The sequence below is a fragment of the Vibrio navarrensis genome (assembly GCF_000764325.1).
GTDB lineage: Bacteria > Pseudomonadota > Gammaproteobacteria > Enterobacterales > Vibrionaceae > Vibrio > Vibrio navarrensis.
Window position 1 is genome coordinate 844013 of record NZ_JMCG01000002.1, and the last position, 12592, is coordinate 856604.

At 48.8% G+C, this 12592-nt stretch carries 9 protein-coding genes, 11 tRNA genes, 2 rRNA genes and 1 pseudogene; 16 read left to right on the forward strand and 7 right to left on the reverse strand.

Going from position 1 to position 12592, the window contains the following annotated elements; translation table 11 throughout:
- The first annotated feature begins 27 nt into the window (after positions 1–27).
- Genes EA26_RS18205 through hemW form a run of 3 tightly spaced genes read left to right on the forward strand, consistent with a single transcriptional unit; the run spans position 28 to position 2252 of the window.
- The gene (locus EA26_RS18205) at positions 28–459 is read left to right on the forward strand and encodes a DUF4426 domain-containing protein (RefSeq protein WP_039430529.1); all 432 of its coding nucleotides are present in this window, start codon (positions 28–30) and stop codon (positions 457–459) included.
- 8 nt (positions 460–467) lie between these two features.
- Entirely contained in the window at positions 468–1070 is a 603-nt protein-coding gene (locus EA26_RS18210; RefSeq protein WP_039430530.1) for an XTP/dITP diphosphatase, read from the forward strand.
- Positions 1071–1079: 9 nt separating this feature from the next.
- Positions 1080–2252 carry a radical SAM family heme chaperone HemW gene (gene hemW / locus EA26_RS18215; protein ID WP_039430531.1) on the forward strand — a complete coding sequence of 391 codons (1173 nt, stop codon included), beginning with the start codon at positions 1080–1082 and terminating at the stop codon, positions 2250–2252.
- A gap of 39 nt (positions 2253–2291) precedes the next feature.
- Here hemW and glsB read toward each other — a convergent pair whose 3' ends face one another.
- Together glsB and trmB are read right to left on the reverse strand one after the other, a co-directional pair.
- Positions 2292–3212, reverse strand: coding sequence for a glutaminase B (gene glsB, locus EA26_RS18220; protein WP_039430532.1), 921 nt, complete (start codon positions 3210–3212; stop codon positions 2292–2294).
- A gap of 111 nt (positions 3213–3323) precedes the next feature.
- Positions 3324–4043, reverse strand: coding sequence for a tRNA (guanosine(46)-N7)-methyltransferase TrmB (trmB, locus tag EA26_RS18225; RefSeq protein ID WP_039430533.1), 720 nt, complete (start codon positions 4041–4043; stop codon positions 3324–3326).
- Positions 4044–4208: 165 nt separating this feature from the next.
- Between trmB and mutY the strand changes: the two genes are divergently transcribed.
- The 13 genes from mutY (at position 4209) to EA26_RS18290 (ending at position 9998) form a co-directional block, all read left to right on the forward strand.
- Positions 4209–5261: an A/G-specific adenine glycosylase gene (mutY, locus tag EA26_RS18230; RefSeq protein WP_039430534.1), complete on the forward strand. Its 1053-nt coding sequence runs from the start codon at positions 4209–4211 to the stop codon at positions 5259–5261.
- A gap of 21 nt (positions 5262–5282) precedes the next feature.
- On the forward strand, positions 5283–5555 hold the full coding sequence (locus EA26_RS18235) for an oxidative damage protection protein (protein WP_039430535.1): 273 nt from the start codon (positions 5283–5285) through the stop codon (positions 5553–5555).
- 77 nt (positions 5556–5632) lie between these two features.
- Positions 5633–6763, forward strand: coding sequence for a membrane-bound lytic murein transglycosylase MltC (mltC, locus tag EA26_RS18240; protein WP_039430536.1), 1131 nt, complete (start codon positions 5633–5635; stop codon positions 6761–6763).
- Positions 6764–6871: 108 nt separating this feature from the next.
- A tRNA-Phe gene (locus tag EA26_RS18245) sits at positions 6872–6947 on the forward strand.
- Between the two features lie 49 nt (positions 6948–6996).
- Positions 6997–7072: transfer RNA gene (locus EA26_RS18250), tRNA-Thr, on the forward strand.
- Positions 7073–7111: 39 nt separating this feature from the next.
- Positions 7112–7187: transfer RNA gene (locus tag EA26_RS18255), tRNA-Asn, on the forward strand.
- A 258-nt stretch (positions 7188–7445) separates the two neighbouring features.
- Positions 7446–9071 carry a methyl-accepting chemotaxis protein gene (locus EA26_RS18260; protein ID WP_039430537.1) on the forward strand — a complete coding sequence of 542 codons (1626 nt, stop codon included), beginning with the start codon at positions 7446–7448 and terminating at the stop codon, positions 9069–9071.
- A gap of 232 nt (positions 9072–9303) precedes the next feature.
- Positions 9304–9379 (forward strand) — tRNA-Phe (locus EA26_RS18265).
- A 52-nt stretch (positions 9380–9431) separates the two neighbouring features.
- Positions 9432–9507, forward strand: a tRNA-Thr gene (locus tag EA26_RS18270).
- A 7-nt stretch (positions 9508–9514) separates the two neighbouring features.
- A tRNA-Phe gene (locus EA26_RS18275) sits at positions 9515–9590 on the forward strand.
- A gap of 132 nt (positions 9591–9722) precedes the next feature.
- Positions 9723–9798 (forward strand) — tRNA-Asn (locus EA26_RS18280).
- Positions 9799–9831: 33 nt separating this feature from the next.
- Positions 9832–9907 (forward strand) — tRNA-Thr (locus EA26_RS18285).
- Between the two features lie 15 nt (positions 9908–9922).
- Positions 9923–9998: transfer RNA gene (locus EA26_RS18290), tRNA-Asn, on the forward strand.
- Between the two features lie 146 nt (positions 9999–10144).
- Here the strand turns inward: EA26_RS18290 and EA26_RS18295 are convergent.
- From EA26_RS18295 to rrf (EA26_RS18315), 5 genes and pseudogenes are all read right to left on the reverse strand, one after another.
- A pseudogene (locus EA26_RS18295) lies at positions 10145–11575 on the reverse strand (NAD-dependent succinate-semialdehyde dehydrogenase).
- Positions 11576–12081: 506 nt separating this feature from the next.
- Positions 12082–12158, reverse strand: a tRNA-Asp gene (locus EA26_RS18300).
- A 54-nt stretch (positions 12159–12212) separates the two neighbouring features.
- Positions 12213–12328, reverse strand: a 5S ribosomal RNA gene (gene rrf, locus EA26_RS18305).
- A gap of 15 nt (positions 12329–12343) precedes the next feature.
- Positions 12344–12419 (reverse strand) — tRNA-Thr (locus tag EA26_RS18310).
- A 48-nt stretch (positions 12420–12467) separates the two neighbouring features.
- Positions 12468–12583: ribosomal RNA gene (rrf, locus tag EA26_RS18315) — 5S ribosomal RNA — on the reverse strand.
- Positions 12584–12592 lie beyond the last annotated feature (9 nt).

Sequence of the window (12592 nt, forward strand, 5' to 3'; positions counted from 1 at the left end):
ACACCACAAGGTGTAAGGAAGTTTACAATGAAAAAATGGATCGCCGCCCTGCTGACTTGCTTGGTCGCCCTGCCGACTTGGGCTGGGCAATTTAAAGAGATCAAAGATACCGAAGTGCACTACGTGGCGCTGAGCTCAACCTTCTTAACGCCGCAAGTGGCGAAAAGTTATGGGCTGAAACGCAGTGAGTATTCCGCCATCGTGAATATCAGCGTGCTGGATAAAAGCCGAGTCGGCAAACCTGCGCTAACGGCAACGGTCAAAGGGCAAGCGAAAAACCTGCTCGGCCAGATCCGCACCTTAACGTTTAAAGAAATACGTGAAGGCGAGGCGATTTACTACATCGCAGAGCTGCCAGTGAATCATGAAGAGTCACTGACATTTGATTTAGACATCAATGCAGGCCTCAAAGGGGCAGGCAAACTCACCTTTACGCAAAAATTTTATATAGAAGAGTAACAACAAGCATGAAGAAGATCGTATTGGCCACTGGCAATCAAGGCAAAGTGCGCGAGATGGCGGGTTTATTGGCCGATTTTGGTTTTGACGTGGTCGCGCAAAGCGAATTTAACGTCTCTGAAGTGGCTGAAACGGGCACAACCTTTATTGAAAACGCCATTATCAAAGCGCGTCATGCCGCCAAAGAAACGGGCTTGCCAGCCATTGCCGACGACTCTGGCCTTGAGGTGGATTTTCTTCAAGGTGCCCCAGGGATTTACTCTGCACGTTACGCAGGAGAGAAAGCCTCAGATCAAGAGAACTTAGAAAAGCTATTAACCGCGATGGAAGGTGTGCCAGAAGCGCAACGTACCGCTCGTTTCCATTGTGTATTGGTTTTGATGCGTCATGAAAACGACCCAACGCCGATCGTCTGTCATGGAACGTGGGAAGGGCGAATCCTAACCCAAGCACACGGTGAAAACGGTTTTGGTTACGACCCCATCTTCTTCGTACCGGAAGAGAACTGTGCCTCGGCTGAACTTGTACCTGCGCGGAAAAAGCAGCTTTCACATCGTGGCAAAGCGTTACAGCAGTTGTTTGCCACCCTGAGCCAACAGCCATTAGCGTAAGGCAGCATGATGTTAAAGCCCCCCGCTCTCAGTTTGTATGTGCACATTCCTTGGTGTGTACAAAAATGCCCGTACTGCGATTTCAACTCTCACGCTGTAAAAGAAGCGATCCCGGAGCAGCAGTACATTCTTGCCTTGTTGGAAGATTTGGATCGCGACATTGAGAAATATCGTCTCAATGATGCACCGCGCCCGCTGCACTCGATCTTCATCGGCGGTGGCACACCCAGTTTAATTTCCGCAGAAGGGATAGCGCAGCTTTTGCAAGGCATTGAGCAGCGGATTGCCTTCACGCCAGAGATCGAAATCACCATGGAAGCCAACCCAGGTACGATAGAAGCCAAGCGCTTTGCTGGCTATCGCGCTGCGGGAGTAACACGTATTTCGATTGGTGTGCAAAGCTTTGAAGCGGAAAAACTCGAACGTTTAGGGCGGATCCATGGTCAGCAAGAAGCGGTCGCTGCCGCGCAGCTTGCTCACCAAATAGGCCTCAACAGTTTCAATTTGGATTTGATGCACGGTTTGCCGGATCAAAGTATTGATCAAGCCTTGGCGGATCTCGATAAAGCGATTGAGCTCAACCCACCGCATCTCTCTTGGTATCAGCTCACGATCGAGCCGAACACCATGTTTTACTACAAACCACCAGTGTTACCTGATGATGATGATTTGTGGGATATTTTCGAACAAGGCCACCAGAAACTGACCGCAGCAGGGTATGTGCAGTACGAAATCTCCGGTTACAGCAAACCGGGTTATCAGTGCCGTCACAACCTCAACTACTGGCGCTTTGGCGACTATCTCGGCATCGGTTGTGGCTCCCACGGTAAACTGAGTTTTGCCGATGGGCGCATCATTCGCACCACCAAAATCAAACACCCTCGTGGCTACTTAGCGGCATATCAGAATATGGTCAAACCCTATCTTGATAGTGAGCAGTTGGTTGCGGCGCAAGAGAGACCATTCGAATTCTTTATGAACCGTTTTCGCTTAATGGAAGCCTGCCCTAAGCAAGATTTTATCGATACCACTGGGCTAGGTTTGGAGGCGATTGCAACGACAATTCAATGGGCGTTGGAAATGGGCTACTTGCGTGAAGATGCCACGCAATGGCAGATCACGGAGAAAGGCAAACTGTTCCTCAATGACCTGCTCGAAGCGTTTATGCCTGACGAAGAGTAAGTCATGATAAGCGCCGAGGCTTAACCTTGGCGCTATCGGTTAAAAAATAGAGCGCCCGATACGCTGCGAAAAGAGTTCAAGCGCTTTAGTCCCTGCCAGCGAGTTACCCGACGCATCAAGCTCTGGCGACCAAACCGCAATGGTCATATCGCCCGGCACCACGGCAATAATTCCACCGCCAACCCCCGATTTGCCCGGCATACCGACACGGTAAGCGAACTCTCCGGCGCCATCGTACAGCCCACAGGTCGCCAGCAGCGCGTTAAGCTGCTTGGTCTGCACCGGGGTAATGACTTTCTTGCCCGTGTGCACCGAAGTGCCTTTGTTGGCGAGATAACTGAAGGTTTTCGCCAGATCGACACAGCTCATCTTGAGCGCGCAGGCGTGAAAATAGTTGTTCAATACAGGAATCACGTCGTTGTCGAAATTGCCGAACGAGCGCATCAGATACGCAATCGCCGCGTTACGATCGCTGTGCATCATCTCGGAAGCCGCCACGATTTTATCGTAGCAGATTTGGTTATCCCCCGAGAGCTGGCGAACAAACTCCAGCAGGCGTTGGCGTGGTGCGGACAAACGGCTGGCGAGCAAATCCGCCACCACAATCGCCCCAGCATTAATAAACGGATTACGTGGAATTCCCTGCTCCATCTCAAGCTGGATCAGCGAGTTAAACGCCTGCCCCGAAGGCTCTTTGCCCACTCGACGCCAAATCTCATCGGGCTGATACAAACACATTGCCAAAGTTAAGCTTAGCGCTTTGGAAATCGATTGAATGGAAAAGCTCTCCTCGGCATCACCGGCCGCGATGATTTCACCTTCATTGGTGTACACCGCCATACCCAGTTTCTCCGCCGGAACTTTCGCCAGTGCGGGAATATAATCGGCAACCTTGCCACGCCCAATCAAGGGGCGAACTTCGTCCAGAATTTCAGCGAGCAACGCTTTTGTCGGCTTCATGACTTTTTACCTGACTGCTTGTTATTTTTCTTGTAGGGTCAAAAAAGCCAACATCGATAATGTTGGCTCTTTGTTATGCAGTGTGCGGATTTTACAAAAACCAGTCAAACACTAATTGGTGCGTTTGTACTTGATGTCCCACACACCGTGACCTAAACGATGTCCACGCGCTTCAAACTTAGTCAAAGGACGCTCTTCTGGACGCGGAATGTAGTCACCTTCCTGTGCGATATTGGCAAAACCGGGCGCTTGATTCATCACTTCAATCATGTGCTCTGCGTAGTTTTCCCAATCTGTCGCCATGTGGAAAATCCCTTCATTCGGGATCAATTTCTGGCGTACCATTTCGGCGAACTCAAGCTGCACAATGCGGCGCTTATGGTGACGCTTTTTGTGCCACGGATCAGGGAAAAACAGTTGCAGCGTCGCCAAGCTGTCATTGGGGATCATGTGTTCAAACACTTCCACCGCATCATGGCACATTACGCGCAAATTGGTCAGGCCCGCTTCGCGTGCATCCGACAGACACGCACCAACACCTGGGCTGTGCACTTCGATACCAAAGAAGTTTTTCTCCGGCGCGTTTTTCGCCATTTCGACCAGCGAAGCGCCCATGCCGAAGCCGATTTCAAGAACCACTGGATTGTCGTTACCAAAGACCTCTTTCCAATCAAGAAGTTGTGCTTGGTAGTCGATACCCATTGTCGGCCAGCACTCTTTCATCGCATTCTCTTGACCTTTGGTTAAACGGCCTTCGCGACGAACAAAACTGCGTATCTTACGGATCAACTTACCGTCTTCATTGAATTCGTTAGTGGTCACTTCACTCATGGATTCTGCCTGCACATTGATTAATCAAAGCGGGGATTATCCAAAGAATTTTCTTTGGCGCAAGTGTTATCCGTAAAAACGAGTATCCCCACACTTTGTCGGTTGTACTTTCACCCTATTCTGTGATGCAATTTTGCCTACAAATAATAGAACACAGAGCAAGTCGTGACCCCTTTTGCTAATGCCATTTTGAAATGGTACGACGCCTATGGAAGAAAAAATCTCCCTTGGCAACAGAACAAAACTGCCTACAGCGTCTGGCTGTCGGAGATCATGCTGCAACAGACACAAGTTGCGACCGTGATCCCTTATTATCAACGCTTTTTGCAACGTTTCCCGACCGTGACCGATCTGGCTAACGCCGAGCAAGATGAAGTCTTGCATCTGTGGACTGGGCTTGGTTACTACGCGCGGGCGCGCAACCTGCACAAAGCGGCCAAAATCGTCGCGCAGCAATATCAAGGCGAGTTTCCCACCGATATTGAACAGATGAACGCCCTGCCGGGCATTGGCCGTTCTACCGCAGCAGCGGTGCTCTCTTCTGTTTATAAGCAGCCACATGCCATTCTTGATGGCAATGTGAAACGCACCTTATCTCGCGCCTTTGCCGTTGAAGGTTGGTCTGGGCAAAAAGCGGTTGAGAATCAGCTTTGGCAGCTCGCCGAAGCGCATACACCGCAGCAAGATGTCGATAAATACAATCAAGCGATGATGGATATGGGCGCGATGATCTGCACGCGCAGCAAACCCAAATGCAGCTTGTGCCCGGTAGCGGATTTGTGTCTCGCCCAAAAACAAGGCAACCCACTCGATTATCCCGGCAAAAAGCCGAAAAAAGAGAAACCGACCAAGCAAACTTGGTTTGTAATGTTGCATCACGACAATCAAGTGTGGCTAGAGCAGCGACCGCAAAGCGGAATCTGGGGCGGGCTGTTTTGTTTCCCGCAACAACCAGAGAATGACCTGAGCGATTTGTTGGCCAAACGTGGTATCCGTGACGAGCACATTCGTACCCAGCAAACCCTGATCGCGTTTCGCCATACCTTTAGCCACTATCACCTCGATATCACGCCGATTCTGTTGGATTTATCAAAGCAACCCAATGTGATAATGGAAGCGGGCAACGGTCTTTGGTATAACTTAGCTCAACCCGAAACCATAGGTCTGGCGGCTCCGGTCAAACAGCTACTGGAAAGCCTGCCCCATGAACTTCGTTAAAGCTTTATTTAAGGAGTCACTATGAGCCGCACTGTTTTTTGTGCTCGTCTAAACAAAGAGGCTGAAGGCCTAGATTTTCAACTTTACCCGGGCGAGTTGGGTAAACGTATTTTCGATACCATTTCCAAAGAAGCTTGGGGGCAGTGGCAGCATAAACAAACCATGCTGATCAACGAGAAAAAGCTCAATATGATGGATCCAGAACATCGCAAACTGCTCGAAACCGAAATGGTGAACTTCCTGTTTGAAGGCAAAGAAGTGCATATCGAAGGCTATACTCCACCAAGTCAATAAACTGGGTTTGCAAGCTCTTCAATCAATGACATCATTGCTGACGCACTGATGTCATTTTTTTGTTTAATGGAACCGCCATGAAGAAACTTGGATACATACTGATCACGCTATTGCTGGCAGGTTGTAGTCGGGAATTCATCGAGAACATCTACGATGTCAACTATGAACCGACCAACCGCTTTGCCAATAATTTAGCGCAGCTGCCCGGTCAGTTTGAAAAAGATACCGCAGCGCTGGACGCGCTGATCGATAGTTTCTCCGGTAACATTAAAAAGCGTTGGGGCAGCCGAGAGATCAAAATGGCGGGTAAGAGCAACTACGTCAAATACATCGACAACTACCTCAGCCGAGCCGACGTCAACTTCACCACCGGCAATATTTTAATTGAAACCGTCTCACCCACTGAGCCGGAAAACCACCTCAAAAAAGCCATTATTACCACCTTGCTCACTCCCGATGATCCCGCGAACGTCGATCTCTTTTCCTCCAAGGAGATCCACTTAGAAGGACGCCCGTTTCTCTACAACCAAGTGGTTGATCAAGACAAAAAAGCCATTCAATGGTCTTGGCGTGCCAACCGCTTTGCCGATTACTTGATTGCTACCCAGCTTAAAACCCGCACCGTAGACTTCAAAAAAGCCTACTACGTAGAAATTCCCATGGTGGCCGACCACATCATGAAACGCAGCTACCAGTACGCCGATATCGTGAGGAAAGCATCGCAGAAGTACGGCATTGATGAAGATCTGATTTACGCCATCATTAAGACCGAAAGTAGCTTCAACCCGTATGCGGTGAGTTGGGCTAATGCCTATGGTCTGATGCAGGTGGTACCCAAAACCGCCGGTCGCGATGTGTTCAATTTAGTCAAAAACCGTTCTGGTGAACCTTCGCCGGAATATCTGTTTAACCCTGAAAACAACATCGACACAGGCACTGCTTACTTTTATCTGCTGAAAAATCGCTACCTCAAAGACGTCACCCACCCGACATCGCTCGAGTACTCGATGATTTCGGCCTACAACGGCGGTACGGGCGGTGTGCTCAACACCTTTAACCGTAGCGATCGCAAACGCGCCATGCGCGATCTCAATGCACTACAGCCCAACCAAGTGTATTGGGCCTTAACAAAAAAACATCCCAATGCTGAAGCCCGACGCTACTTAGAGAAAGTGACTCAGTTTAAGAAAGAATTTAATCAGGGCTAATCTTTATAGAGACAAAGGGTAAAGTTTCATCACTCAGATTTTTTTCAGCGATTTATTGAAAAAAGGGGTTGACGCTTGAAGAGAAAATCCGTTTAATAGCGCTCCGTTGCCCGGATAGCTCAGTCGGTAGAGCAGAGGATTGAAAATCCTCGTGTCGGTGGTTCGATTCCGCCTCCGGGCACCACGAATTAAAATCGTTGGTGCTAAATGTACGAGCGATAAAAATATAGTGTGCCGACTTAGCTCAGTAGGTAGAGCAACTGACTTGTAATCAGTAGGTCACCAGTTCGATTCCGGTAGTCGGCACCATTTACAATAACTCTTGCCTTGCAAGAGATAGCGAATAGTTCCTCCTTAGCTCAGTCGGTAGAGCGACGGACTGTTAATCCGCAGGTCGCTGGTTCGAGCCCAGCAGGAGGAGCCACTTTCAAAGCCAAGTCACTGACTTGGCTTTTTTCTTTTCTGCGTATCGCTATTTTCTCATATCCCCCGCTCTGCATTATTCAAACGAGTGTTGTACCACATAAAAAAGCACTTATTTCACAGCAAAAATTTAATCCATATCATGCTTTCTATACGGGCTACTATTCGTTTCAAATTGACTACACTAAGATGAAATATACGTGAAATAGATCTAGCAATCGCCCTGACTTGTCGACGCCATCATCATGTGAGCCATTATATGAAACTAAAAACACAAGCTTATTTGTTATCGGGAATTATCTTAGTAGCCCTGCTTGCTTTAACCGCAACAGGTCTCTGGACGCTACGCGTGGTCAGTAACTTAGACAATAAAGCCCGAGTCACCGAGTTGTTTCGCAGCGCCTACAGCATATTAACCGAGATCGAAAAAATGTCGGTGGAAGGCAAAATCCCCGAGGCAGAAGCCAAAGCACTCGCAACTCGCCTATTGCGTAACAATATTTATAAAGACAATGAGTATGTTTATGTCGCCGACGACAAGATGATATTCATCGCCACACCACTTGATCCGCAGCTTCACGGCACAAGTTTTCATGACTTTAAAGATGGCAAAGGCAACAGCGTTGGTCAGTTGATTCTCGATATTTTAGGTCGCCGAACTGGGCAATTGGTCGAGTACACATGGACACAGAAACAAGCCGATGGCTCAATTGAAGAGAAACTGTCAATAGCAGAAAGAACACCGCATTGGAAATGGGTGGTTGGCACGGGCATCGGTTTCAACGAAGTGAACGCGCGTTTCTGGTCGACTGCACAGTGGCAACTTTTCTTGTGCTTAGTGATTGCGGGCGCCATCTTGACCGGACTTATCATCTCCATCAGAAAAATGCTCAACTTGTTGGGCGGAGAACCCAATGATGTGCGCAAAGCGGTGCAAGCCGTAGCCCAAGGCCATATTCAAACCAGTTTTGATACTCAAGCTCCGCAGGGAAGCATCTACCAAGCGGTACAAGAGATGAGCCGTTCATTGGCGCAGATGATCACTAACTTAGGCAGTTCAATGCATGCGCTACGTGGCGAACTGGCATCGGTAGAATCCCGCTCGGATTCCATTGCTCATCTGTCTGCTTCTCAACAGCAGTCCACTGCCATGATTGCCACTGCTATGACAGAAATGGCCTCATCCGCTAACCATGTGGCAGATTCGGCCAGCGATACAGCGCGTAATACCGATGAAGCGGACAAACAAAGTCAGCACACACAAAAACTCATCAACAACACCGTAGCGAACATTCAAGGCCTTGCTAATCAATTGGGGACAGCAAGCCAAGCGGTGGCCGACCTTGATCAAGATGTCAATAACATTGTCAAAGTACTGGATGTCATCGGCGATATTGCCGAACAGACCAATCTATTGGCGTTGAATGCGGCGATTGAAGCGGCCCGTGCAGGCGAGCAGGGGCGTGGCTTTGCTGTGGTTGCTGACGAGGTTCGTAACCTTGCGGGTCGAACCCAAGCAAGCACCAAAGAAATTCAACAGATGATTAATAACTTGCAACAAGGATCGCGCAACGCAATCCAAACCATGGAAGTGTGTGCCGAGACTAGCCAGAGCACAGTCGTTGAATCAAAAAATGCTTCCGATGCCCTGCAACAAATCGTCATTGCACTGGAATCCATCAGCTCAATGAGCCAGCAAATCGCTACTGCGGCGGCCGAACAGACCCAAGTAAGCGATGACATTGCAAAAAGAATCAATATGATTGAAGACAGCGGCAACCAACTAACGGCCGTGGTGACAGAGAGCCATAACAGCACCCGCAGTCTAGCGTCATTAGCGAATGATCTGGAAAGTTGGGTCAACAAGTTCTCCGTTAAAAACTAAGCGAACTCGTTTTCAACAAAAAGCACGCTTTATCGCGTGCTTTTTCGTATTCTAAGCCATAAAACACCCAATTAATCTCGTAAAAAACAGGCGCGATAATGTTTACAGACTGTACACTCTTGTCATCAAATGGATAAAAACGCCCCGTTACGCACACAAAAACAGCAAACGATATTTTTTTTGCATTTTTGTATTGACCTCCCTAACGAAAAACCGTTTAATACACCTCGTCGCCCGGATAGCTCAGTCGGTAGAGCAGAGGATTGAAAATCCTCGTGTCGGTGGTTCGATTCCGCCTCCGGGCACCACGAATTAAAGTCGTTGGTGCTTATTACGAACGACAGAAAAAGAATATCGCGTGCCGACTTAGCTCAGTAGGTAGAGCAACTGACTTGTAATCAGTAGGTCACCAGTTCGATTCCGGTAGTCGGCACCATTCTTTTGCCTCGATAGCTCAGTCGGTAGAGCAGAGGATTGAAAATCCTCGTGTCGGTGGTTCGATTCCGCCTCGAGGCACCACTTTTGATAGCTGTGTTTTGATGAAGTTAAAATAACTTTTTGAAAAACATCGGCCAGTGCCCTAGGCGGGCCCGTTATTCCGCCTCGAGGCACCACTTATTAAAGTTGTGCTAAAACACAATAAAGAATAGTTCCTCCTTAGCTCAGTCGGTAGAGCGACGGACTGTTAATCCGCAGGTCGCTGGTTCGAGCCCAGCAGGAGGAGCCACTTTTCGTTAGCAAGAGTTATCTTGTTAACAAAGCCGACTTAGCTCAGTAGGTAGAGCAACTGACTTGTAATCAGTAGGTCACCAGTTCGATTCCGGTAGTCGGCACCATCAAATTAAAATAGTTCCTCCTTAGCTCAGTCGGTAGAGCGACGGACTGTTAATCCGCAGGTCGCTGGTTCGAGCCCAGCAGGAGGAGCCAAATTCAGAAAGCTGCATCACTGATGCAGCTTTTTTTTGCGTTTTACTCCTATGCCACTTGTTCCAAATAGCCTATTTCCTGCGATAAAAAGCTGGCATGTTTCCAGCGCCAGCCTGTGAAACATCTCGCTTGAGTAGAGCCGAGCTCTACAAGCCCCCTAAGCAAATGTATTTAGTTTCCAGGAACTCATCCAAACCTTGTCTCGCCCCCTCTCTACCAAGACCAGATTCCTTGATACCGCCAAAGGGCGCTACTTCAGTCGAGATGAGCCCTTCATTTATGCCAACCATACCGTATTCTAGCGCCTCGCTGACTCGTACAGCACGCTTGAGGCTTTCGGTATAGAAATAGCTAGCCAGCCCATATTCCGTATCATTGGCCATTGCGATCACTTCATCGTCATCCGTAAACTCAACAATCGGCAACACCGGGCCAAAAAGCTCTTGATGAATAATGTCCATTTGATGCGTTACACGATCAAGTAAGATTGGAGGCATAAAATGACCGGGTAAAGATTGAGGAGTCATCAGCAGTTGTGCCCCTTCTGCCAAAGCCTCTTCAACAAGTGCTTCCAGCCTATGTTTCGCCGCAATCGAGATCAGCGGCCCCAATGAGTTACCCTCGTCCAATCCATTCCCGGCTTTAAGCTGCTCTACTCGTGGTATGAGCTTGGCAAGAAAAGCATCCTTAATATTGCGATGCAGGTACAAACGATTAGTGCACACACAAGTTTGCCCAGCATTACGAAACTTCGATGCCATCAAGCCCTCAACGGCTTGGTCGAGATCCGCATCATCAAACACAATAAAAGGAGCATTGCCGCCAAGTTCCATCGACACCGCTTTTACAGTGGATGCACTCTGCTGCATTAATATTTTTCCAACTCGAGTAGAACCGGTAAATGAGAGTTTTTTAATTCGCTTATCCCCCGTAAGCATTTCACCGACTTCGCTGGACTGAGCACTCACTATGACTGAAAGTAAGTGTTCAGGGATACCCGCCAGATGCGCAAGATGCACAGCAGCAAGGGCGGTAAGCGGTGTCAGCTCTGAAGGTTTAACCACCATGCCACATCCTGCCGCTAGAGCAGGAGCCGCTTTTCGCGTGATCATCGCAATTGGAAAATTCCATGGTGTTATTGCCGCACAAACCCCGACAGGTTGGCGAATGGTCGTAATGCGCTGATGCACCTTGTTTGCCGGAATAACCTCGCCATACGCGCGTTTTGCCTCTTCAGCAAACCACTCCACAAACGAAGATCCGTAGGCAACTTCAGCAAGGCTTTCGCTAAGAGGCTTTCCTTGCTCAAGCGTCATTAAGGTGGCCAGTGCCATCTGGTGCTAGATAAGTAACTCAAACCAACGCATCAACAGCAGGGCACGTTCTTTCGCACTCCTAGCAGCCCACGCTTTTTGAGCCTCGCAGCATGCTTCAATCTGCCTATCCACGCTTTTCAATGAACTCGGCTCAAGTGAGATCAACGTTTCTTGCGTTGCCGGATTGATAACATGCAGGCCATCAGAGACGGAAAGTTCTGCCAGTAACGCATCGAGTATCGGATCATTTAGTTGCAGCATATTGTCTCTCCTAGCTATTCCATGCGCAGGGTAATGCGACTAGCACGCACTGTAAAGCAAACAAAGGTTTCATAGCGGATGACCTGCAAAACAAGTATTGAGTCGGCTACGACAACGCTATTTAGCGAACCAAAGTTTTACGAATGATAACGATATTGTCGAAAACGCGAAGGTGTGTTGCTCATGGAATCGATTCTTGAAAGTACGCCGAGGGTACAAACGGTGGACACAAGGAAGTAGAGGGAATGGAGGGAGTGGCCAGTTCATTTCAGATTGCTATATACAAAAAGGCCTCAGCATTCACGCTGAGGTCAGATATTGTGGCGGAGGATCGTGCTTGCGTCCAAGCGGGACTCAAGCCGAAGGCTCGTGAGTGTCCTTAGTAAAACGTAATAAAACGATAAAAGCCCCGCTGTTTCCAGCGAGGCTTCTTAATAAGTGGCAGAACGGCCGGGCTTGCGTTCAAGCGGGACTCATTCGACCGAAGGGCGAACCCTTTAAATAAGTGGCGGAGCGGACGGGACTCGAACCCGCGACCCCCGGCGTGACAGGCCGGTATTCTAACCGACTGAACTACCGCTCCGCATCAGTTAGACTGTAAGTCTGGTATCAGGCAACGCCTAATACGATATTTAAAGCCTGGCGATGTCCTACTCTCACATGGGGAAACCCCACACTACCATCGGCGCTACTTCGTTTCACTTCTGAGTTCGGGATGGAATCAGGTGGGTCCAAAGTGCTATGGTCGCCAAGCAAATTTTTAATAAATGGTGCTGATACCCAGAATCGAACTGGGGACCTCATCCTTACCAAGGATGCGCTCTACCGACTGAGCCATATCAGCACACAAATCTCTAAAATACGTTATAAGTAACATATTTTGTAATTTAAAGCCTGGCGATGTTCTACTCTCACATGAGGAAGCCCCACACTACCATCGACGCTGTTTCGTTTCACTTCTGAGTTCGGGATGGAGTCAGGTGGGTCCAAAACGCTATGGTCGCCAAGCAAATTCTT

What these genes read in the sequence shown, in the direction of transcription:
- mltC (WP_039430536.1), top strand. Translation starts at nt 5,633, where the DNA reads ATGAAGAAACTTGGATACATACTGATCACGCTATTGCTGGCAGGTTGT.
- EA26_RS18210 (WP_039430530.1), top strand. Translation starts at nt 468, where the DNA reads ATGAAGAAGATCGTATTGGCCACTGGCAATCAAGGCAAAGTGCGCGAG.
- hemW (WP_039430531.1), top strand. Translation starts at nt 1,080, where the DNA reads ATGTTAAAGCCCCCCGCTCTCAGTTTGTATGTGCACATTCCTTGGTGT.
- EA26_RS18235 (WP_039430535.1), top strand. Translation starts at nt 5,283, where the DNA reads ATGAGCCGCACTGTTTTTTGTGCTCGTCTAAACAAAGAGGCTGAAGGC.
- EA26_RS18260 (WP_039430537.1), top strand. Translation starts at nt 7,446, where the DNA reads ATGAAACTAAAAACACAAGCTTATTTGTTATCGGGAATTATCTTAGTA.
- EA26_RS18205 (WP_039430529.1), top strand. Translation starts at nt 28, where the DNA reads ATGAAAAAATGGATCGCCGCCCTGCTGACTTGCTTGGTCGCCCTGCCG.
- trmB (WP_039430533.1), bottom strand. Translation starts at nt 4,043, where the DNA reads ATGAGTGAAGTGACCACTAACGAATTCAATGAAGACGGTAAGTTGATC.
- glsB (WP_039430532.1), bottom strand. Translation starts at nt 3,212, where the DNA reads ATGAAGCCGACAAAAGCGTTGCTCGCTGAAATTCTGGACGAAGTTCGC.